Annotated in this window: 20 protein-coding genes; 13 read left to right on the top strand and 7 right to left on the bottom strand. The window is 44.7% G+C overall.

All coding sequences use genetic code 11. The annotated features are described in order from the left end of the window. A complete protein-coding gene (locus K7G70_RS13200; RefSeq protein ID WP_223789126.1) occupies positions 1–4,152 on the bottom strand; it encodes a carboxypeptidase-like regulatory domain-containing protein in 4,152 nt (1,383 codons plus the stop codon). 343 nt (positions 4,153–4,495) lie between these two features. On the opposite strand from K7G70_RS13200, the gene K7G70_RS13195 reads away from it, so the two are divergent. Then, positions 4,496–9,082, top strand: coding sequence for a glycosyltransferase (locus K7G70_RS13195; protein ID WP_223789125.1), 4,587 nt, complete (start codon positions 4,496–4,498; stop codon positions 9,080–9,082). Positions 9,083–9,084: 2 nt separating this feature from the next. Here the strand turns inward: K7G70_RS13195 and K7G70_RS13190 are convergent, their stop codons facing one another. The 3 genes from K7G70_RS13190 to K7G70_RS13180 form a co-directional block, all read right to left on the bottom strand. Continuing rightward, positions 9,085–9,945 (bottom strand): class I SAM-dependent methyltransferase, encoded by an 861-nt coding sequence (locus K7G70_RS13190; protein WP_223789124.1) that lies wholly within the window; start codon positions 9,943–9,945, stop codon positions 9,085–9,087. Between the two features lie 37 nt (positions 9,946–9,982). Further along, a complete protein-coding gene (locus tag K7G70_RS13185; protein WP_223789123.1) occupies positions 9,983–10,645 on the bottom strand; it encodes a DUF11 domain-containing protein in 663 nt (220 codons plus the stop codon). Positions 10,646–10,706: 61 nt separating this feature from the next. Further along, on the bottom strand, positions 10,707–11,090 hold the full coding sequence (locus K7G70_RS13180; RefSeq protein WP_223789122.1) for a secondary thiamine-phosphate synthase enzyme YjbQ: 384 nt from the start codon (positions 11,088–11,090) through the stop codon (positions 10,707–10,709). 46 nt (positions 11,091–11,136) lie between these two features. Here K7G70_RS13180 and K7G70_RS13175 point away from each other — a divergent pair, with 46 nt between their 5' ends. From K7G70_RS13175 to K7G70_RS13160, 4 genes are all read left to right on the top strand, one after another. Further along, positions 11,137–11,694, top strand: coding sequence for a cyclic-phosphate processing receiver domain-containing protein (locus tag K7G70_RS13175; protein WP_223789121.1), 558 nt, complete (start codon positions 11,137–11,139; stop codon positions 11,692–11,694). 84 nt (positions 11,695–11,778) lie between these two features. After that, on the top strand, positions 11,779–12,225 hold the full coding sequence (locus K7G70_RS13170; protein ID WP_223789120.1) for an ATP-binding protein: 447 nt from the start codon (positions 11,779–11,781) through the stop codon (positions 12,223–12,225). Then, entirely contained in the window at positions 12,215–12,976 is a 762-nt protein-coding gene (locus K7G70_RS13165) for a tRNA(His) guanylyltransferase Thg1 family protein (protein WP_223789119.1), read from the top strand. Before K7G70_RS13170 ends, K7G70_RS13165 begins: the two co-directional genes overlap by 11 nt. 1 nt (position 12,977) lies before the next feature. Beyond that, positions 12,978–13,547: a hypothetical protein gene (locus K7G70_RS13160; protein ID WP_223789118.1), complete on the top strand. Its 570-nt coding sequence runs from the start codon at positions 12,978–12,980 to the stop codon at positions 13,545–13,547. Positions 13,548–14,137: 590 nt separating this feature from the next. On the opposite strand, the gene ybiA is transcribed toward K7G70_RS13160, so the two are convergent. From ybiA to K7G70_RS13145, 3 genes are all read right to left on the bottom strand, one after another. Beyond that, entirely contained in the window at positions 14,138–14,689 is a 552-nt protein-coding gene (gene ybiA / locus K7G70_RS13155) for a riboflavin biosynthesis intermediates N-glycosidase (RefSeq protein WP_223789117.1), read from the bottom strand. Between the two features lie 10 nt (positions 14,690–14,699). Continuing rightward, the gene (locus K7G70_RS13150) at positions 14,700–16,100 is read right to left on the bottom strand and encodes a nicotinate phosphoribosyltransferase (RefSeq protein WP_488801384.1); all 1,401 of its coding nucleotides are present in this window, start codon (positions 16,098–16,100) and stop codon (positions 14,700–14,702) included. A gap of 114 nt (positions 16,101–16,214) precedes the next feature. Continuing rightward, a complete protein-coding gene (locus K7G70_RS13145) occupies positions 16,215–17,285 on the bottom strand; it encodes a bifunctional nicotinamide-nucleotide adenylyltransferase/Nudix hydroxylase (RefSeq protein WP_223789115.1) in 1,071 nt (356 codons plus the stop codon). An 85-nt stretch (positions 17,286–17,370) separates the two neighbouring features. On the opposite strand from K7G70_RS13145, the gene K7G70_RS13140 reads away from it, so the two are divergent. From K7G70_RS13140 to K7G70_RS13105, 8 genes are read left to right on the top strand one after another with little or no spacing between them, the layout of a single operon-like run. Next, positions 17,371–18,084, top strand: a complete 714-nt coding sequence (locus K7G70_RS13140; RefSeq protein ID WP_223789114.1) for an NUDIX hydrolase — start codon at positions 17,371–17,373, stop codon at positions 18,082–18,084. 14 nt (positions 18,085–18,098) lie between these two features. Further along, a complete protein-coding gene (locus tag K7G70_RS13135; protein ID WP_223789113.1) occupies positions 18,099–18,740 on the top strand; it encodes a DUF4291 domain-containing protein in 642 nt (213 codons plus the stop codon). Further along, positions 18,737–19,126, top strand: a complete 390-nt coding sequence (locus tag K7G70_RS13130; protein ID WP_223789112.1) for a hypothetical protein — start codon at positions 18,737–18,739, stop codon at positions 19,124–19,126. The genes K7G70_RS13135 and K7G70_RS13130 overlap by 4 nt, the downstream gene beginning before the upstream one ends. Beyond that, entirely contained in the window at positions 19,123–19,668 is a 546-nt protein-coding gene (locus K7G70_RS13125) for an RNA 2'-phosphotransferase (protein ID WP_223789111.1), read from the top strand. The genes K7G70_RS13130 and K7G70_RS13125 overlap by 4 nt, the downstream gene beginning before the upstream one ends. A 10-nt stretch (positions 19,669–19,678) precedes the next feature. Next, positions 19,679–20,191 (top strand): O-acetyl-ADP-ribose deacetylase, encoded by a 513-nt coding sequence (locus K7G70_RS13120; protein ID WP_223789194.1) that lies wholly within the window; start codon positions 19,679–19,681, stop codon positions 20,189–20,191. Further along, entirely contained in the window at positions 20,184–21,110 is a 927-nt protein-coding gene (locus K7G70_RS13115) for an ADP-ribosylglycohydrolase family protein (protein ID WP_223789110.1), read from the top strand. Before K7G70_RS13120 ends, K7G70_RS13115 begins: the two co-directional genes overlap by 8 nt. Positions 21,111–21,115: 5 nt before the next feature. After that, a complete protein-coding gene (locus K7G70_RS13110; RefSeq protein WP_223789109.1) occupies positions 21,116–21,580 on the top strand; it encodes a macro domain-containing protein in 465 nt (154 codons plus the stop codon). A gap of 27 nt (positions 21,581–21,607) precedes the next feature. Beyond that, positions 21,608–22,294 carry an alpha/beta fold hydrolase gene (locus K7G70_RS13105; RefSeq protein ID WP_223789108.1) on the top strand — a complete coding sequence of 229 codons (687 nt, stop codon included), beginning with the start codon at positions 21,608–21,610 and terminating at the stop codon, positions 22,292–22,294. The last annotated feature ends 76 nt before the right edge of the window (positions 22,295–22,370 follow it).

Below are 22,370 nucleotides of genomic sequence, written 5' to 3'. Positions count from 1 at the left end.
TTAATCGAAACTGGATTGGAAAATATCATCTTCCAATAAACCAAACACCACAATTTCGGGCACATCATTGTTGTAAGAGACATTGACTTGGTCACCCATTGACAGATCACACAAGCCATCAACGGCAGGACCTTCAGGACAATAAACCTTGTCATAGATTTGATTCATGTAGTTCATGGAATTCGGTATATCGGTTCCAATCACATAATGATGGCCATGATCCAGATACGTTCTGAATATTCCGTCGGCATTTGAAACTGCAGGAGCATTGATAAAGTATGAACCATTATCAACTCTCCAAGAATCAATAATTACGCCCTCGACTGGTATATTGCTGATACCATCTAAAACCAAACCTTGAATTCCACGCACAAAATCAAGTGAAATATTGATTTCTACATCACCACTGACGATGTCATACGTGACCGGTGCCAGTGGTGAATCACAGACCATATCAAAATCATCACTACACAGAACATCAGGGAAACCCTTCTGATTGAAATTTGAATCTGATTTAGCCGTTACAAAATAAGTGCCTGGTTCCAGAACAAACTGGTGTGTTCCATCTTCATAGTTTCTGGTGACGTACTGGCCGGACTGATCAAAAACAGTCACTCTGGTTGAATCCAATGGCTCCTGAGTTAGAGAATCCAGAACGTTAACAATCAACTTCGGTTTGTCTGCTAAAGCCATGTCGATGCTGACTAATTCATTGGTATTAACAGAGACCAAATCTCCATCAGCTAATTGACAACTGACACCAAGGCCCAATGGACAGTTGATGTCATTGTACAATTCTGAAAGATAACCACTGACACCGAATCCATCATACTCAACATAAATATAATAATTCCCCAGAGGCAAAGTATTGATTTGAGCTGACCCATTAAAATCAGACTCAGCAATACCCAGCAATTCAAAATCTTCATTGTAAAATTGGACGCTGTGATTGTGTAATGGATTGCCAGTAACATCACTTGTTAAGTTAACCTCAATGGATCCGTTTGAGAAAATTTCAAAATCATTGATATCAATATCTGAACCGTATTCAACATTGATAATTTGTGCTTGGTTTACGCATGATTGACTCCACTCTTGATCGCACAACACCCCCTTGTAGAAGGTGGTTAAAGCATCAGAACTATATGGGGTGCCAGTTATTATGTATTCCCCGGGTGATAAATAGAATGGGGGGACATTTCCATCATCTGGAATATATCCGGAGTATGTGACTTGCCCGCTATCAATTCTGATCATTTTAACCCTTACATTGTTAGCGATTTGCCCATTGGTATACCTGAGTTCGTTGATTGAGACAGCACCTTTTCTCAGCAAACTGATATCAACAGTTGTATGTGAGTTGGTATTTAAGTTGATAGGATCAGCGTTTTCATGGGTGCATTCTAAGCCACATGGGGTGTTACCATTAAAAGTGGACTCATAAAACCGAGAACCATTGACCAATACATAATACGAGCCGGCTTCCAATCCATGGAACCTATACAAACCATTTGGATCTGATCTGGTGGATTGTATCTGGGCTCCATTTTCATTCAATAAACTGACTGTCATATTGTATAAACCACCAGTTTCGGGGTTGGTTATTTGCCCGTTGATACTGGCAATGGGTTTGAGCATGAAATTTAATTCAATGTCTTGATTGGCATTCAGTTGGACTGTGTTTGATGCACTCAAACCACAGCCATCACCCAGACAGTTGATGTTGTCATAAAAATGATGGTAGTAACCAGATTTTTCCACAGCAATTTTCGTTGGTCCGATCAAGGGGGCATAGAAACTGAACCCTCCGGAGAGATGATTGTAGTTGACCTGTGTTCTCAAAACCTCTTGATTGTTTTGATAAAAAACGAAGTTATGTGGTGCAAAGCTGAGGTCACCATCATTGATTTCAGAAAATTCACCATGAATACGAGGCTTCCTGTCTATGTTCATGTTGATGGTATAATTACCACCTGTATCGAAGAATTGTGGTTCAGCATCCTGTAAACTACAAGCGTGAGACACACAACTGCCACTGCCATATACATTTGAAAAGTACGTTGAATTATTACCGTAAAATATGATGTAATAGTGTCCTCTGGGTAGATTGAAAGTCACACTTGAATCATAAACATTTCGGTTGGCAACCCAGCGGCCTTCATCGTCAAATATCACAACGTATCCCTGAACACTCTGTTCCAATGCTGTCTCTAAATCAACAGTCAAATTGGCATTCTGATTAAGCGAAAAATGGTAGCTGTCGTTATGGCTTTGCTCATTCACATTGATGACATCGCCATTCTGTGTTGGGCAACTATAAATCGATGGGCACGGGATGTTGTTATATACTTCTGGCTGATATTCGTAAGCATTGGCTATTAAGTGATATTGTCCGGCTGGAATACCGGTCAAAACATAATTGCCTTGAGCGTCTGTATAAGCATAGGAGAATGAACTGTATGATGAATCATCAGCTTTATATATATAAACAGCGGCACCCTCTATGCCTTGACCTGTCGTATCTGAAATGGTGCCATTTAATGAATACCCAGACTGCAGGGTCACATTCACATTTTCTCTATTTTCCAACCCTGAAATCAAAATTTGTTCACCTTCATTGGCAACAAAACATTGCGAACTTGAGTAGTCCGAGCAGGCCATTTGAGGGTATAAAGTGTTTAAATACCCCCTTTTATAGGCACTGATATAGTAAATTCCATTACCCAATCCATCGAACTCATAATGACCATCAGGCGAATAATAAGAAGAAATATTCACTCCAGTTTGGTTGTACAGAAAGACTGCAGTACCCTCAACCAATAGTCCAGATTCATCTTGGATAGACCCGCTGATTTTCGCACTTTCGAATAACCTGAAATTGATGTTGTTGGTTGCAACTTCTGAACCATGGTTGATCACTGTGGCATTGCTTTGTGCAAAATCACAACTAAAGATGCTGCTGTTCAGGCAGTTTTTTAATGAAAAAATTTGCGCCAAATAGCTGTCTGCTCTGGTTTTAACATGATATTGCCCGGGTGGAATTCTTGAGAAATTGTAGACAGTTCCTGCAGGCAGACCAGCATTGTAATATTCAGAATCAACAAAAGCATAATTCTCAGCATCATAAATTTCGATTACTGTGGTTTCATCAATGTTATCAAGTGTTTGATGGTCAAGTACGGTCCCCGAAAAATCCTGATGTGGTTCCATCTCAAAATCAGACAAAACAGTTGTGCCTACCAATCCCACATTGATCAGCTGAGCCGTGTCGAAAGGGCAGCCCTGAGTATCACAATGTTGATTGTTGTATACCTCATCAATGTAATCAAAAACGGAAAGCGTCACATAATATCTGCCTGGATCAGGTACCACCAAAGTATACTCCCCCAAACCAGAAACATAAGATGAGTCAACAAGGTTTTGATCTTGGTTGTATAACTTGGCTGTTCCATATCCCAAATAGTTACCAATGGTATTTTTTACTTTACCTGTGATCTTGGCTTTTTCTATGACGTTAAAGTCTACTGTTTCGATACCGTTGGTGGCGTCAATCTCTATCGGAATAAGTTGATTCAAGTTGCAACCAATTCCCAGGCCCCCTTGACAAATGATGCCGCCATTGAACTGTGCTATATAATCATATTCGCTATCAAGGTAGACAAAATAACTGCCAGGACTCAAGTCATCAAATTCATACTCACCCAAATAATTACTGAAAGTAATGGAGTGATATGAACCATCTGATCTATATAACCAAAGGAGATAGTTACTGTTATTTATAGGGCCACCAGATACCCGTCCTCTGATGATTCCCGTATTGTTAAAATTGATATTGTCCGTAACCAGTGTCAAAGGTTTGGTACTTTCATCAACCAAAGATAATAATGCCCTTAAATCGACATGGAGGGCATCTAACTGAGCATTTTCCGGGTTGGTTTTATGGTCTTCATTTGCCCTCATTTGCATCAGGCGGACATCGTACTGCTTTAACTTTTCAATGAAATGGGCAGAAAGGTTATTTGATTCGCTGTTTTCAATAATTTTGGCACCCGTCGCAACCAGGTAAGCCACTTTATCGACATCAAAATCATCAGCGTTGGCTATGTTTGTTAGTAAAAATAACAGTAAGAAAAATATGAAGACTCTGCTCATTTGGATTTCATCCTTGTCAATTGGTCACTCTATTATAATTAATAAACAATGACCTATCAAAAGAACAATCAAAAAATGCAGAATTTCTTAAGAGTTAAAGAGGGATATTCACAAATAACGATCAGATGACATATAAAATGATTTAAATAATAAGTTGCAACCAACGCACGCTCAAATTTTGTCATTCTTTGAGGTAAGAAATAAACTTCGTAACAACCTCAAGTAGTGATCAACCGATGTCTTCACCCAGTGGGTTTCCTCTAGTGGTTATGCCATTATTTTTACCCTAAAATGTGTCTGTTATTCTCAGGCCTTGCCAGTTTGTTATCAGTAAAAAACTAACATGGAAATAGAAAAGTACATAAGAAAAATTGAATCAAAAGTGCATTTAAATCATGTGAGTGATCTCAATTCTGATCAAACATACGACATCATAATACCCGTCTTCAATGGACTTGAGGCGGTCAAGGAATGCCTGGAGTCGATTCTTGAGCACACACCAAAATCCAATGCCATTCATATTTATGACGATGCCAGCACCGATCCAAAAATCAAACCGTGGCTGATTGACATGGGTCAACAACACAAACACATCAAACTACACTTCAATGAATCAAACCTGGGTTATTTAAAAAACGTCAACCTGGCCTTAAAAGACACCCACAAGGATGTTGTTGTTCTGAATTCAGATGCGGTTGTAACCAAAAACTGGTTAACTGAAATGGTTATTATTGCCAACGAACCTACTGTAGGGATCGTTTGCCCATTATCTGACAATGCCACCATTTTAAGCTTACATGAACATGTATGTGATGATCATCCTCATTTAAAATTTTTCACAGGCCATTGGTACCCAATCCCAACAGCAGTTGGCTCTTGTATGCTAATTAAAAGGGTGATTATTGACCAATTTGGTGGTTTTGACCCTTATTTTGATCCTGGTTATGGTGAAGAATGTGATTACTCTTTCACTTTAAGAAAGAATGGATTTGATATCGCCTGTGCTTGTGCTGCTTATGTATTTCATAAAGGTTCTGCCAGTTTTGAAGACAGCTCATTGTCCCTGAAAGAGAGTCACCAACATTTGCTGGATATCAGATGGCCAAAATATTCATCAGAAGTGAAATCATTTGCTGAAAACAATCCCATACACTTGATTGAAGAATATCTATTCTCACAACAGAAGAAAAATCTAAAAACAGTTCTTCATGTCATACATGGGATTGATTTCAAAGGCGGAGTAGAGCTTTTTACAAAACAACTGATTGATGAATTAAGCAGTCAATTTAACCATGTAATTTGGGTGCCTGCAGCAACGACAATGCCGAATCAAACAGTTCGACATGAAATCAAGTCTGATCATGTCAGGGTGTGTTACTTTCAATTTCTTGCCCATTCCAGCAACAGTCAAATTGGTAAACTTTCAGCGGATCTCAATAACGAAAAACTGGATCAGTTATTCATGCAAATTGCACTGTATAATCAGCCAGATTTGGTGCATTTTCACTCAATGGTCGGTTTGGGGACAGTGATGTGGCCTCTGATTTGTGCTGAATTAAAAATTCCCTATTTGTTGTCATGTCATGATCATTTTGGAATTTGCCATAATTATGAGCTAACAACTGGATTTGGAACCAGTTTGGCGTATTGTCAAAAACAACAATGCCTTCCCTCAGACAAGGATTGCATTAACTGTCTTCAAGGCAGCTCAAGGTTCACCAGCGTATCTACAGAACAATTCATTGCCACAAGAAATCAGTACTGGGATCAAATTTTTAGTCATGCAAAATCCGTTTTCACCCCCAGTCAATACCTGAAGGAATTGTTATCCAAAAGATTCAAAGGGTTAAAAAGTAAAACTCATGTGGTTGAACCTGTTTTTACACTCAAACCCAAATCCACCGCTCATACAAACAATCACAAGCCGCCCACAGTCGCCTTTTTAGGTAATTTCAGCATACCAAAAGGCGCCAAAACATTCCTGCAAGCACATCAACAGCTCAGTCATTACGACATTCAATGGAAGATCATTGGTGGTGTTGATGCCGTTCTTACCAATCTGGTAAAACCACTGGATATTGAAGTCACAGGAAGTTATTCTCGAGATGAGTTAGAAGGTCATTTCAATGCGGTTGATGTCATTGTTTTGGCATCTGTTTTTCCAGAAACTTACAGCATCACATTAACCGAAGCATGGAACCATCACTGTCTGGTCATCGCTCCAAACCTTGGTGCAATCAATGATCGAGTCGTGCACAAAGAAAATGGCTTAATATTCGACTCAAATGACTCAAGCAGCTTAGCCAAAACCATCAAGCTGGCATTGTTTGATGAACCAGAAACATCGGCAAAAATCAGGAAATTTCTATCCAATAAAAAGCCAGAAATACATGAACCACATGCAGTATTCAAGACAATCTATCATCAAGAAAGTATTGAACCTGGCATGCTCAAGCCTGAACGCAGCGTCAATGCATTCAAGCACTCACTTGATAAACCTTCTCCCTCAGGGGCTGACTTGATGAGTGATTGGCTGAGTGCTCCCATGACCTTGGAAGGATTGAGCGATTGGAAAGAACCAATTGAAACAGTGATCGTTATTCTTGGCAAGGACCCAGAATTAATTCAACTGACTCGGCGAAGTATTGAATCCTTTGCAGCCTCATGCGAAACCATAATTAACCCCTCTGACTCTGAGATCAAGAGGTTAATTAATGAGAATGCGATTTGCTTGATCAATGCAGGCCATTTATTCAACGACAATTTTGGCAACTGGGTCCATACATTCATGGAGTCAAAATATTCAATTGGCTTGGCAGATTATGCACTGCATAACCAAAATTTAAAACAATATGCGCCTCAATTTATTGGAAAATTTGATCCATTCAGATTGCTCAGAAGAAGCCATCTGATAGGTTGCTTATTAATGAAGCCAAAAATGAAACTTCTGACGGAGGAATCTGATCTTGAAGCTTTGCTTGGAGGGCAAAAAACAACATCAAATTTTTTATCAGACACCATTCTTAAGGATGGTCTGGATGGCATTCAGTATTTCCCTCACCTCAGTTATTACCATCATGATCAGTTATGGGCCAGAGACTGGAAAAACAATAAAAACTCACCATGCATCAAGCCATCGTACTGCACCCAATCGATTTCCATTGCCATTGTTAGTACAGGAAAAAACACTGAGTTATCTCATTTAATCAATACCTTGCTGAATCAAAAACATGTGGATGTTTTAAGCATTCATGTCTTTATTGACCAAACAAATACCATCAGTGATACTGAAAAAGTTTTTTCTCATCCCATTGATCACAGTTGTTCATCCAGTGCCATCACTCAAGTCATGAACAAACAGTCGGCTGACGTTCTCTTTTTTACTCACGACAATGTGGGCATTGTCCATGAAGATGCCTTGTTTCAACTTATTCAATATTTAGGCTGGTTTGAAGTGGGCGGAATTTCTCCCTCTTTTCCTGTGAGCAGTGCCCCACATTCATTATTTGGAAACAAAGCTGGCAAAGGCAACTATGTGTTTGGCTATGGACCCTTGTGGGACCAACGATTTGATGCCAAAAATTATCCAATAATGAATGAATTTTTAGATGAAGATTGTTGGATGATTTCAAGTTCATGTTGGCAAAAATTAGGTGGCTTGTGTGATGATGAAATTCAATTTCATCAATCAGAAATGATGAGCATTAAAATCGCGCAACTGGGGTTTAAAATTGCCCTTATGCCGACCCATGGTTTCTCAAAAAAAGGATTGCCTACGCATTATTCATTGATGAAAAAAGGTGACTTAGCAAAAGAGCGTGACGCGCTTTTTGCCAATTTTGCAAGCCTTTTAAAGCGCCCAGTGTATGTTTCTAGATCACTCAACAGTCAGGATACTTTGGAATTAGACCCAAACTTTGGCACATTCAAAACGCCAAAACAATTGCCTCGGATATTGGCTTATGCAAATGACAGTAGGGCCAGTGGCTACTATCGAGTTAAATCACCCCTTTCCGCATTGGTTGCCACCAATCAAATAAGTTCACATTTTTTGCCAGAACAAAGGGAGCACAAAACACCCACAGTTTGTGAATTGGCCAAACAACAACCCAATGTTCTTTTGTTACATAATTTTTTCAGCGATGTCCAATTGTCCGCTCTCAAAACATACCGTCAAATGATGGACATTCCTATTATATTCAGCATTGATGACTTGGTTACTGATTTGCCAGAATACAATCAACTGAGAAAATCCAACCCCAAAAACATGTTTGAACGATTGAAGTTTGCATTGAAGCACGTTGATCGACTGATTGTTTCTACTGATTTTCTTGCTCAACAGTATAAAGATTTACATGACGACATCATCGTTGTTAAAAACATGATTTCCAGGTATTTATGGCCTATGAGAAATCAATTAAAAAATCAAAAAGTTCGAATTGGGTGGGCCGGTGCAGAACAACATTCTGCCGACATTGATTGGCTCACTGAGGTGATCAACGGAACCAGTCAATACGTGGACTGGGTGTTTTATGGTGATAAACCCAAAGCTGTTGATCCAAATTTTATCGAATTCCATTCACAAACTTCGTTGGGAGAATATCACAGTTATTTGTCTTCTTTGCAACTGGACATTGCCATTGCACCATTGGTGAGCAATGATTTTAACTTCGCCAAAAGTAATTTAAAGTTACTTGAATATGGAGCCATAGGCGCTGCTGTTATCTGCTCTGACATTGTTCCCTATCACTCTTCACCCGCTCTCAAACTAGAAAATAAGCCAAAACTATGGATTGATCATATCATCCATTTAGCAACAGACTCAGCAACCCGTATGATGTTGGCACAAAATATGCAAAATTGGGTGCAAAAAAATTATTACCTTGAAGACCATATGGATTCTTGGTCAAGTGCTTTGTTTTTGGATTAATCTCACAGGCCAATTCTGGACATGAGTTGGCCAATAAGATATTTCTGTTGATCAATTGTTTTTAACAATTCATGATTCTGCTTATCAATTTCTATCAAGCGTTGAATTTGCATATCATAGTGGTTTAATAACTGATTTTCTTTGTCAGAAAAACTGTGCACAGTCGACAAGTCAAGGTTATCAATGGTATCGGGGTTATCAGAACCGATCATTATTAAGTACTTTGCCAGCGAGTTGGGACCATTCTTAACTGGTTCATCATCGGTTTCTTCAACAACACAAGACAGTTTATCTGGGTCATGTTTATCCAATTTAAATTGCTCAATCACTGAAAACAGTTGAAGTTTTTGGCCATACATCATGTTGTATTTGAATTCTGATTTCATTAAATCCTCAAATTCCAACTTCGTTAACTCTTTCACGTGATACTCATTGTGTTCTTTGTCCCCAGAGTAAACCAACTTATCTGGTGTGGAAATAATCAATAAGCCATCTTTTTTCAAAATCCGTTTAAACTCTCTGATAAGTTGTTGATGCTCAGATAAATGCTCTAATGTTTCAAAAGATACAATGACATCAAATGAGTTTTCTATAAATTGAGTTTCGGTTGCATTAGCAACTATAAACTCGACATTTTCTATGTCCCCATAAGTTTCATTGGCATGTTGAATTGTGGCTTTGTCAACGTCGACTCCAACCACTTCACTTGCTCTTTTTGCTAACAACGCACTCCCATATCCTTCTCCACAGGCAACATCACAAACCCTTCTGTCTTTAACAATTTCAGCAATAAAATAATACCTGTGCCAATGTTCATACCAGCTGTGATAACGGGTTTGTTTTTGAGGAACATATCTTTCCATTGGTTACTTGAATGGCTTATTGCGTCATTTTGCGATTTTACTGTTCTCTTCTTGGGAACAGTTTTGATTTAACAGCCAGTAACATGGATAAAATCAAGGCCAGAATCCCCACTGGTTTATTCAATACGGGTACATCCACAGGTTCGCCCATCAGCAAAATTTCTGTAGGATCATCAGGTGCTGGAGTATCTGGATTATCAGAAAGTTGAGAAGGAAAATTAGTTGATATCAAAACTGCTTGGTTTGTTATTGGCCCATAGGCGGTACTATTGACAACTGTATCGAATCTAATTTCAACCAGGGATCTGTCTTGAATAGTGCCCACATCAATTACCAGCGATCTGTCTCCAGGGGATGATCCTGTTGTAACGACTCCCTGGCTTGTTGTTATAGAATCATTATCCAAAACAGTCCTCGAACTTAGGGTATCCGATAGGAATACTCCACTTGCATTAAATGTTTCTGTGTTAACAATATCTATGGAGTAAGTTAAGGTGTCCCCAAATGTGACACTTGATGAGTTATCGGCGTCATTAGTCAAATCCACCGATTTAAGTAAGAGTAGCTCTGCACCTCCTGCTGAAATTGATTCTTTTGAAAATTCAATATTTAATATTTCATCGTCCAGTTGCTTACTTAACGCGTCATTTGCTTGCAATGTAAGTGTCATAGCACTGACGGCAGTCACAATTTTTTTCATGAAAACAATCCTTTTTAGACAGGTTCAGTGATGATATATGATTTATTTAATAATCTCAACCTCAGACCTGATCAGCAATTGGACGCAGAATTATTCCCAAAGCCAGGCGGCCCTCACTGACCAGGATGGTCAATTGACAACCCAGCAGCGATGATTTGATGTTGGCCGGCATGTCATCATCCCCTTCATAATTAAGATGAAATGGAAAATCCCGCGGCACCAAATGCTCCTCAAAGCGCTTGAAATCTTCCCGCACCGTCGGATCGGCATTTTCATTGATGGTCAAGCCCACCGAAGAATGCCGCAAAAACACATGCAACAAACCCGCCTCAACCCCTGGCAGTGCCTCCGCCACAGCCTGCTCAATCCGATCGGTGATCAAATAATACCCGCGCCCGGGTGTTTGGATGGTCAGGTTGAATGGTTTCTTGGTTGTTTGGGTCAAAGAAAAATCATATGATAACAACTTCAACCAAGGAACAGGAAGCACCATGAAAGTCTATTTGGATGACGAACGCCCAACTCCGCCAGGCTGGCAGCGGGTCTACTGGCCCGATGAAGCCATCGAATTGTTGCAAACTGGCCAAGTCACTGAACTCAGCCTCGATCATGATTTGGGCGATGACGAGCGCGGCACCGGCTACGACGTGGTGCTGTGGCTCGAAGAAGCCGTATTCACCCAAGGCTTCAAACCACCCCAAATCAAAGTCCACTCCGCCAACAGTTCAGCCCGCGAGAAGATGGAAAGGGGGATCAGGCAGATTGAAAAAATAATAAATAGTCAACATGAAACTTGTCCTACTTGTGGTGATTACCAAATGGTCAGGCGAAAAATGATTTTGATTGACCCCATTTGGAAGGACTCACCTTCGATCGATCCCAGGTTGAAGTACTTCACCGATTTAAGGGTTGATGATGTCAAAGTTGAAAATAGGCCTGATGCGCCTTTAGAACAAGTGATGGATGGTTTTTACTGTGAACACTGTGAAAAAGGGTTTGTTTCAGAGGAGGTGCTTGTGTCAAGCCATAAACTGAATCGTGGTTTTTGAAATGTGCAGAAATTTTGATTGAGAATAAAACAATGGTTGCCTTGGCTCAGGTCAAAACACAAAACAGCAGGCATTAAATAGCTCATGAAAGGCGTCATCTTTATTGGCATACAAGGCAGTGGCAAGTCCACTTTTTTCAAACAGCAATTGCAAGACACGCATTTGTGTTTGAGCATGGACATGTTAAAAACCCGCCATCGGGAGCGGCTTTTGTTTCAAGCGTGCTTACAAGCCAAACAACCGGTGGTGATTGACAACACCAATCCAACGGTTGCCGATCGCGCCAAGTACATTGAAGGCTTCAAAACGCATCAATTCAGTGTCACAGGCTATTATTTCAAGTCTGAATTGGCCGCTTGCCTGCAGCGCAACGAACAACGTACAGGCAAAGCCTGCATCCCTGAGGCCGGCATCCGGGGAACTTATGGCAAGTTGCAGTTGCCCACCAAAGCAGAAGGCTTTGATGAATTGTATTATCTGGAAATCATCAACGATGAATTTGTGATTGAGGCATGGAACGATGAAATTTAACGAATTAGATCAACAAATGCGGGTGTATGAAACCGCCCATGACCATTGTGTGTTGCCAGGTGTTTATGTGGTGGCACGCATCGATGGTCGCTGTTTCACCACCTTAACCAAAGACAAGCATCAATTTGATGCCCCTTATGATGTGCGTTTCAAGGACATGATGGTGGCGACCGTTCAACATTTGATGCAATGCGGCTTCAAAATCAATTATGGCTACACGCAGAGTGATGAAATTTCTTTGTTATTGGCATTGGAAGACAGCACTTTTGAACGCAAAGAACGCAAGCTCAACTCCATCCTGGCCGGCGAAGCCAGTGCCAAATTCAGTTTGGCCTTGGGTGATGTGGCTGCTTTTGACTGTCGCATCTGTCAATTGCCATCGGCCAAACGGGTGGTGGATTATTTTCGCTGGCGCCATGAAGATGCCCACCGCAATGCTTTGAATGCCCATTGTTACTGGGCTTCCAGAAAACAGGGGCTGGATGCAGGCGAAGCCACCGCCAGGCACGCCGGCAAATCAACCGCTGAAAAGAATGAATTTCTGTATCAAAATGGCATCAATTTCAATGATTTGCCCAGTTGGCAAAAACGCGGGATAGGGGTGTACTGGGCAGAGTATGAGAAACCGGCATTGAATCCCAAAACCAGTGAATCGGTGGTGGCCATCAGAAAGCGATTGAAAGTGGACATGGATTTACCCATGAAAGACCAGTACAGTGCCTTCATCAAGCAATTCGCGGCAGAGAAGTGACATGGGACTTTTGAATTTTCTGTTGCTTGCTGGCATTTCTCCCCACCATGAGTTTGAATCCCATGTGGCTGAGGTCTTGCTGCCGGGTACCGAGCGCATCGTATTGGCCGAAGCCATTCGCGTCTATCGCAGTGAGACTGCTTTGCTCGATGCCAAAACAAGCCCAAATGATATGGACTTGAATGGCTTGTTGCGATCCATCGCAGTTGAAGCCGCTGCACCCACCGCCACCCACTCCCTGTTTGAAATCAAGGAAATGTTGAGGGGGCAGTGGGATGTCGGTGACACCCTGATTGTGAGTATCGAAGAACGTGAATTGACTTATCCCTGCGATCTCACCCATGATTACGATGGTCACCTACAGCCTGAGTTTTGGCAGGGCTCTGCGGGCCGTGCGGTGTTGGGTCATTTCCTAGAACCGCATGTGCACACCACTTGTTTTGAATTGGGCCAGAATTATTTGTTGCTGGATGAGCACTTGTATCAAAGCAGAGCCTATGAATTGATCCAATCAGATGAGGATCAATGGTATCGATTCATTCAAAGCCAAGTGAGTTCACAAGATGACTGATCCGATGGCTGGTGAAAAACTGCAGTTTGGAAGTTCAAAGAAGTTGGGATTTGAGATTCAACATCTTGAAAACCAGCAGTATGTCCGAGTGGATATTTGGTTGGGTGGTCAATTGATCACTTGTGATGACAACACAGCCTATTTGGGTACTTTCAAAGTTGACCTCAGACATGATTTAAAACGGATCAGTGACTTCTCACAATTCACCCACCTTTTTGATGACAAGACACCTAAAGAAGTCCATCAGTTCATTTACAGCACCCGTGATGAGCATTCAGTAAACCATAACATATTCGATGACTCAGTTTACCCGGCTCACCAATTCATGGGTTGGGATGCAATCACTGACAATGTCACCGCATTTCTGGTTGATTGGGACAGTTGTCTGAACGTCACATGGTCATTTTGGCGGGCAGACCATCATGAACCCGAAAACATCAATGTGATCAATGCAATCAGTCTGAGCAAACACGAGGTCTTTAACGTCATTGAGGATGTGTTGAATTATTTGGATTCATTTTCATATTAAGAAATGACATTAAAAAAAGTCATTTCAGCTACTCAGCTTTTTATTTACAATCACTAAAATCTTATTCAACCAATTGTGTTCGCACCGTCATTAAGGCATAACCTAATAAATTGAGGCCTTTCCACAATCGGGGGTTGTGGCTGTTGGCATGATCGGCGGCCATGCCGATGCCCCAGATGCGGTCGAAAGGGGACGCTTCGATCAAGACTTTGGTGCCGGTGTTGAGCAGAAACTGTTTGAGTTCGGGGTGTTGGCTGAATTTGGCCAGGTTGGCCCGGCACACAATGTCAAAGCGGTGCTCATTCCAGGTGTCTTCATTGAAGCCTTGGACCTGGCGGCCGAAATTTTTGGCCGCACCGGGCGATTTGGCTTGGCAGATTTTTTTGACCATGGCCTGATCGCCGAACAGCCGGGCTTTTTCGGCCATCATGTAATGCTCAGCAGTGGGGTAGTCGGCCCCCTCGATGGTGAAGGGGGCCGGGTACCATTGGCTGAAGCAACTTTTGCTGATGGTGCCATCGGTGGTTTGCCGATGACCCCAGAAAAACACGTACTTCAGCCGTTTGCCTTGGTTGATGCATTCAATCAACTGTTCGTTGTTGCGGATCTCCATGTTAAAACTCCTATGCGGCTTTTTGACCAGTCAGTTGTTGTTGTGCACGCACTTCCTTCAAAGTGCATTCTTTGAGCAAGCGTCCATTGAGGAACACCGGTTTAAGTAAGTTTTGGCGACCACTCAACTCACTGGCGCGGATGGTTTGGTATTGGCCATTTTGTTGGATCAAAGCCAGACGTCCGGCTTTGGATTTCTTGCCAGGGTCGGTGATTGGGTCTTTGTAGACATCGATCCATTCACCGTTGATGCCAACGGCTGAGGCTTTCATGGCGAACTTCAAGGTGTCGCGGTTCACTTTTTGCAACAGTTCCGCCCCCATGCCAAAAGCGATGTTTTCGACACTGAGTTGGCGGCGTTTCATTTCAACCAAGATCTGTTCGATGGTGGTCAATGACACCCCATCGCCTTGAATCACCCGCAAGAAGTCGGGCAACACTTTGAATCCGACCGCATTGTAACGGTGACCAAATTGTTTCATCAGTCGCTCAATCACATCTGACACCATGCTGACTGGGTCGCCGCTGTCGGGCCTGACCACCAAGGTACCGCCGTGATTGATCACTTGTTGCCTCAATTCTCTGCCCCAAATGTGGTCAATGGCATGCCAGATGTCGTAGGAGTCACTGACCACCGCCACGGTTTTGCCTGGACCACCATATTGCTCCAGCATGTTTTGATAGGCTTCCGTCTCACGTGATTGTCCCCAGCTGGTCATGGTGCTGTGTTCTGAGGCCGGGATTGAGAAACCCGCCATGGCCTCACCATAAAATTGACGGCCTTGGACCAAGGCCGAAACGGTGTCGGTGCCTTGGAAGTTCACCAAATGCGCCAAACCTCCAATGGCCGCAGACTCCAATGAACTGACGCCGCGCGCCCCAAAATCATGCAACTTGAAGGCCAATCCCTCGGTGTGCCCGGCGGTTTCACGCATGTATTTTGCAATCACTTGCTTGCATGCATGCGAGACGGTGGCCACGGTGGTGGGGTACCAAATCGCACGCAACAAAGCGGTTTCCACGAAACAGGTCAACCAGGCACAGGCTGGATCGGTGTTGATGATTTGCACCATCACATTCCTCGTAGGCAACACCGTGCCTTCCTTGATGGCTTCAATTTTGATTGGCAGCAGCCCTTGATGCGCCTGTAAAATGTGTTCCCAACCAGCCTGGTTGAAAGGCACGCCATGCAATTCATAAAGGGCCGCGGCTTCATCGATGTCTTCGCGGGTAATGGCATGGGTCAAGTATTGCTTGATGAACATTTGCAAACCAAAAAACAAACTGGCAGTAAATTCCCCACCCCTGGACTCAATGTAACTGGAGACGTATTGAGTGCCAGGTGGGTATTGAAGGTAATGTGAAGTTTTGTAAGAGTCGGTATTCAAGATTAAATTATTCATGACGGAAATCCTCCGTTATTGGTTGATCAGCCAAAGTCTGTCTATGGGCCGCTGTGGCTTTCATGCCACACTCATATAGTGGCACATGGCCACTAAAAAGTCAAGAGCTATTCAAACCCCATGTCAATACTGCCCAATCATCTTTTGAATGATGAAGTAATGGTCCTCAAACAAGTGGGCAGGATCCAATTCTGACAGTGGCAGCCAAAAGGCTTGTTTGGCGTCATCACCGCCTTTGACCTTGGGCAGCGCTTGATTGGGTTTGAGCTCAATATAAAAGGCATGGGTGATGGTGCGTCCACGCATCGAACGATAAGGGTCATCAAACACGTCATTGTGCCGGATGGAACCATACAGCACGGGCACCGGCACCTTGAGCTTGGTTTCTTCCTTGAGTTCCCTGATGCAGGCGTCTTTGAGGGTTTCGTGGCCGTCGACAAAACCACCGGGCAGGGCCAGCAGTCCTTTGCCCGGGCTGGCTTTTCGCTCCACCAGCAAAATGTGCCCGGATTGCACCACCACGGCATCCACCGTGACAAAAGTGGGTTGGTATGGGGCCACTTCCCAGCCTTGCTTGTAACGTTGAATGAAACTGAATTCATCGCACAAATGATGGAATACGTCGCGGTGACCATTTTGCGAGAAGTCTACCAGGTAGTCAGCCACGGCTGGAGGTAGGTGGTCTAGTGTCTGTAACTGCTGAATGGTTGACTGCACCGTTTCTTTTTCGGCCAACAGGGCGTTCCTGATTGGGGTGGCATTGATGTTCAAATAATCATCAACTGCCACCGAACCCCATTGTGGGAACAGATTCAAATAATAAGAGGAGTGGTCTTTGCTGTGTCCAATCAGGCCGATGCGCGGGTGTTTGTGTGGGGTGGTGAAGTGGGCGGTGACCAAGCCTTGGATGGTGGATTGCACGTTTTTCACCCACAGTTCATCGTTGTAGGTCACATCCATCAACGGTGCGGTGATCAATTGCTGGTTTTCTGCAGTGCTCAGACAGGCCCGCATCATGGCATCGCGTTCATCGAATTGCCAGGGGTTGCGCAAGGACCTGGGTTGGTGGGCCGAGCCAATCAACACAATCAATTTGTCGGCTTGGGTCAGGGCTTTTTGTACCACTTTGAGGTGGCCCGAGTGGAACGGTTGAAAACGGCCAATGAAGACCAGGAAGTCGAATTGTTTTGGCATAAGGAATCCCCTTAAATTGAATTTTTGTCTTGTCAGTCTGTCTGACAACTGATATAGTGGCGCAAAGCCACATAAAAGTCAAGCGATGAGTTATCAAACCGAAAAAGAATTTTTAATCCATTACGACCCCAAAGCCTTCGATGCGCCATTGGTGACAGTGGACTTGTGCATCTTCACCTTGATTGAAAATGATTTGAAGATCTTGATGGTGAAGCGGTCGCAGTTTCCAGAGAAAGGCAAGCTGGCACTGCCCGGTGGCTTCATTGACTTGGCCACCGATTCGACCATCGAAGAAACCGCGCTGCGTAAACTGTTGAACAAAACCGGGGTCAAAAGCCCCTACCTGGAACAAGTGGCGACCATTGGCAACAAAAGCCGGGATCCCCGGGGCTGGTCGGTGACCACTTTGTATTTTGCCCTGATTCCTTACGAGGATGTGATTGGGGCCAATGAAGTCGGCGATGCAGTGCAGTGGTTGTCGATGGAAGATGTGGCCATCAGTTCCATGGCTTTCGACCACAAAGAGTTGATCAAACTGGCGCGGGAACGGCTGGCCAACAAAGTCAGCTACACGGACATTGGTTTTCATGTGCTGCCTGAAAAATTCACTTTGACGCAGTTGCAACAGGCTTTTGAAATCTTGCTGGACCACAAATTGGAAAAGAAATCGTTCCGGCGACGCATGTTGTCGGCTGATTTGGTCAAGGAATTGGATGAAGTCAGCGCCGAGCGGGGCCGGCCGGCTGCTTTGTATGCGGCCAAATCCAAACAACCGCATTTTTTTACCCGGAGTTTATAAAACAGGCAAGGAACATGAATTTAAGGACAGAAAAATACCTGAGTCAGGTGAAACAATGGCCAGCTGAAGGCAAACACATCATGGCTCAATACGATGATGAAGCCATTGTGGTGTACCAGGCTTATCGCGAATCAATTGGTCGCTATGCCGTAGACCACCAGTGCTTTGGTGGTGAATTCAGTTACCAACGCATGACTTGGATCAAACACAACTTTCTGTGGATGATGTACCGTTCGGGTTGGGGCACCAAGCCCGGTCAAGAAGTCATTCTGGCCATCAAGTTAAAAAAGCACGTATTTGATGACTTTTTAACTCATGCCGTGGCCTCTTCTTTTGGGCAGTCGGCATTCAATGATCATGCGGCTTGGCAGCAAGCGGTGGCCGATTCTGATGTGCGCTTGCAATGGGATCCAGACCATGACCCCTTTGGTGCCAAACAGGCCCGAAAAGCCATCCAACTGGGCATCCGGGGAACCAAGCTGGAGCCACTCAAGGGTGAGGGCATCATTGAAATTAAAGACATCAGTCCGTTTGTGGCTGAACAAAGGCAAACATTGGAAAAAAGGCCGTTGAATGAACTGATGATGCCCGCAGAAACGGTATATGTTCCTGACTGTGAAGCCGCCATCAACAACATCAGGCAGGATCGAGTATGAATAAAACAGACACCATCACCATGTACCGACCATGTGGACAGGCCGAAATGGACTTGGTCAAAGCCAGTGGCTATACCCAGTGGCCGCCACGCTTGCCTGGGCAAGACATTTTTTATCCGGTCACCAATGAGGCCTATGCCCATGAGGTGAATGCCTGGAACGTGCGAGAGCTTGGTGTGGGTTATGTGACCCGTTTTGCGGTGCAGCGCTCATTCGTGGAACAATACAAAGTGGAAGTGGTTGGAGGCCAGCAACACACCGAATGGTGGATTCCTGCGGCTGATTTAGAACAATTGAACAACAACATCGTCGGCCACATTGAAGTGATTGCCAAGGAAGTCAGGGCCGCCGATGCCAATGACAAGATATCAGGAACATCATCATGAATGTGATTAAATTAAGTAAACTGGTGTCATACATCCTGCGACATAAACCGGAGGATTATGACATCACCTTGGATGCCGAAGGTTGGGTCGATTTGCCCGTGCTGATCAAGCACATGGTCGAAAAACACCCAGTCTATACCGATGTCAACATCGAAACTTTTGAGCAGATTGCCCGCCAGAGTGGTAAGCAACGGTTTGAAATCAAGCACAACCGCATCCGGGCTTATTATGGACACTCGATCAAAGCCCGCATAGAACGGAACGCAGTCACACCGCCTGATGTGCTGTATCACGGTACACCAAAAGCAACAGCTGAGTTAATCAAAGCCCAAGGCATGAAAGCCATGAACCGACAAAATGTGCACCTGTCCACCGATCGTCAGACCGCAGAAATCGTGGCCAAGCGTTGGCACACCGAATATGTGATTCTGCAGGTGGATGCCCAGCGGGCCCATGCCGCTGGGGTGGCCTTTTATGCCGGCAATGAAAACATCTGGTTGGCCGATCACATCCCGCCGGAGTACATTGGCCACAGTGCATAGGAGCTGAATGATGGGCATCGAGTTGATTCAAGGGGACATCACCCAACTCAAAGTAGACGCCATCGTCAATGCCGCCAACAACGCCATGTGTGGCGGTGGTGGGGTCGATGGTGCGATTCATCGCGCCGCGGGACCCGAACTGCTGGCCTTGTGTCGCACCCTGGGTGGCTGCCAAACGGGGCAAGCCAAAATCACCCCAGGCTTTAATTTACCGGCCAAATACATCATCCACACGGTGGGTCCGGTTTGGTATGGCGGCGGCAACCACGAAGCCGCCATGTTGACTTCTTGTTACCAACAGTCACTGCAACTGGCGCATGAGCACCGCCTCCGACACATTGCTTTTCCCGCCATCAGTTGCGGTTCATACCGCTACCCAATTGCTCAGGCTGCCCACATCGCCATCCAAACCACCCAAGCCTGGTTGCAACAAAACGACCGCGACCTGCAGGTGTTGCTGATCAATTTCGAGGACAAAACGCATCAACAATTTGTCGCTGTTTTCAAAGAGTTATATGGATAATCCAGATTCATTCTCCAAAGACCAATTCCGTGGCTGTTTATTGGGACTGGCCTGTGGGGATGCTTTGTGTGCCAGCTATGAAGGCGGTATTTTGGAACGGGCATTGTGGCGACTGATTGGCAAGACGGGCGGACAATTGCGGTTCACCGATGACACCCAGATGGCGCTGGACATCATCCATTCCATCAATCACTGCGGTGAACTCGATCAGGACCACTTGGCCGGTCAGTTCGCCCGCAGCTACCGATGGTCCAGGGGCTATGGTCCTGGATCGGCCAAATTACTGAAAAGTATCAAGCGCGGTGTGGATTGGCGCACAGCCAACAATCGGCACTTCAAAAACGGTTCTTATGGCAATGGGGCTGCCATGCGAGCGCCGGTGTTGGCCCTGTTTTTTCAGTCTGAGGCTGAGTTGTTGGCAGCCGCTGAGCAAGCAGCCATGATCACCCATGCCCATCCACTGGGCATTGAGGGTGCTCAGTTATTGGCGATGGGGGCGCTGATGGCGATGCAACAACAAAGTCCAGTTGTGATGGCAGAAATCATGCTCAAACTGGTCAAGCAGGATGCATTACAGCAAAAGCTGTTGCGGCTGCAACAGCAAATTGAGGCACAGCTGGTCCACAACCCCAAATCCATGGTGCAGCAGTATGGTAATGGCATGTCAGCCCCCCAATCGTGCGTCACAGCATTGGCGACGGCCCTGCAATTTTTGCCGCGGCCCTATACCGAAATGACTGCTTTCATTGGTCAGATGGGCGGTGATGCCGATACCATCGCCGCCATGGCTGGAGCAATCTGGGGCGCGTATCATGGTTATCAGGCCATGCAAGTTGATGCGGTCAACACCATTGAAGCGGGACAGTTGATGATTGAGTTGGCGGATCAAGTTTTTATCAACAGGCACGCAGTCATATGAGGGCTGTGAATATAGAACTGGTGACTGGTGATTTATTGGCACAACCAGTGGATGTCATTGTCAACAGTTGGAACCGCAACATCATTCCTTGGTGGTTGTTAATCCCTCAGGGGGTGTCGGGTGCAATCAAAAAACAAGCGGGTACCGCTCCATTCAAAGAATTGGCCAAAATGGGCCCTATCCCGTTGGGAGCCGCCAGAGAAACCGGAGCAGGGCGGCTGAATTTCAAATCGATCATCCATGTGGCTGGCATCAATCTGTTTTGGTTGGCCACAAAAAACTCAATCGCCCAGTCAGTGATCAATGCCATGAACTTGGTCAATGAAAATGGATACTGCAGTGTCGCATTGCCACTGATTGGGGCGGGTTCTGGTCAAAGGAGTGCTGACTTTTCACAAAAAGTCATCATCAACACATTGGAACAAATGACATTCGATTCTTTGGTGAAAGTGGTTAGGTATGAAGTGTGAGTATTCTATGTTTGAGGCCTTTGTGATATGAAACTGGTGTTGATTCCCGGTATGGATGGCACGGGCGAGCTGTTTGGCCCGCTGCTGGCTGCGTTGCCTGACCAGGATTGCCTGGTGTTGCCTCTGCCGGCAACTGGTCCGCAGGATTACGCCACCTTGGTGCAAAAAATCCATGCGGAATTGCCGACTGAGCCCTGTGTGTTGATGGGTGAGTCTTTTGCCGGTCCCATTGCCGCGCAGCTGTCTGCGTTGCCGCAGGTCCAAGCCGTGATCTTCGTGGCCACTTTCCTCTCAGCCCCGTCCCGCCTGCTACTGTCTTTGGCTCGTTGGCTGCCGATCAGCGGCATGATGCGTATGCCAGGAGCCAATGGGGTCTTGAGGGTGCTGATGTTGGGACGCGAGGCCAGTGGCCCATTCCTGAAGCAATTCAAAACTGTGGTCGAGCAGGTTGATGATCAGACCTTGAAAAACAGAATGGTTGCCATGCAAAAACTTGATCCAAAACTTGCGCGGGTGAATAAGCCAGCCATTTATTTACAACCGGCTCATGACCGTTTGGTGCCCAAGTCCAAAGCCATTGCATTCAAACAGCACTTTCCAGCCATCCAAATCCAAGCCATTGCTGGCCCTCATTTTATTTTGCAAAGCAAACCCAATCAGGCTGCAGCCCTGATCGAAGACTTTCTGCATCATGTCGCTCAGGATGATCAATGACAGCAGCATTTGGCTGGAGATCATGGGTATAATGATGTCATCAGAAAATGGATCTTGACCCCTGACATGACGACTG

The organism is Marinicella meishanensis, from assembly GCF_019931145.1.
In the GTDB taxonomy this organism is placed as follows: Bacteria; Pseudomonadota; Gammaproteobacteria; order Xanthomonadales; family Marinicellaceae; genus Marinicella; species Marinicella meishanensis.
This window is presented reverse-complemented; position numbering and strand designations above follow the sequence as displayed.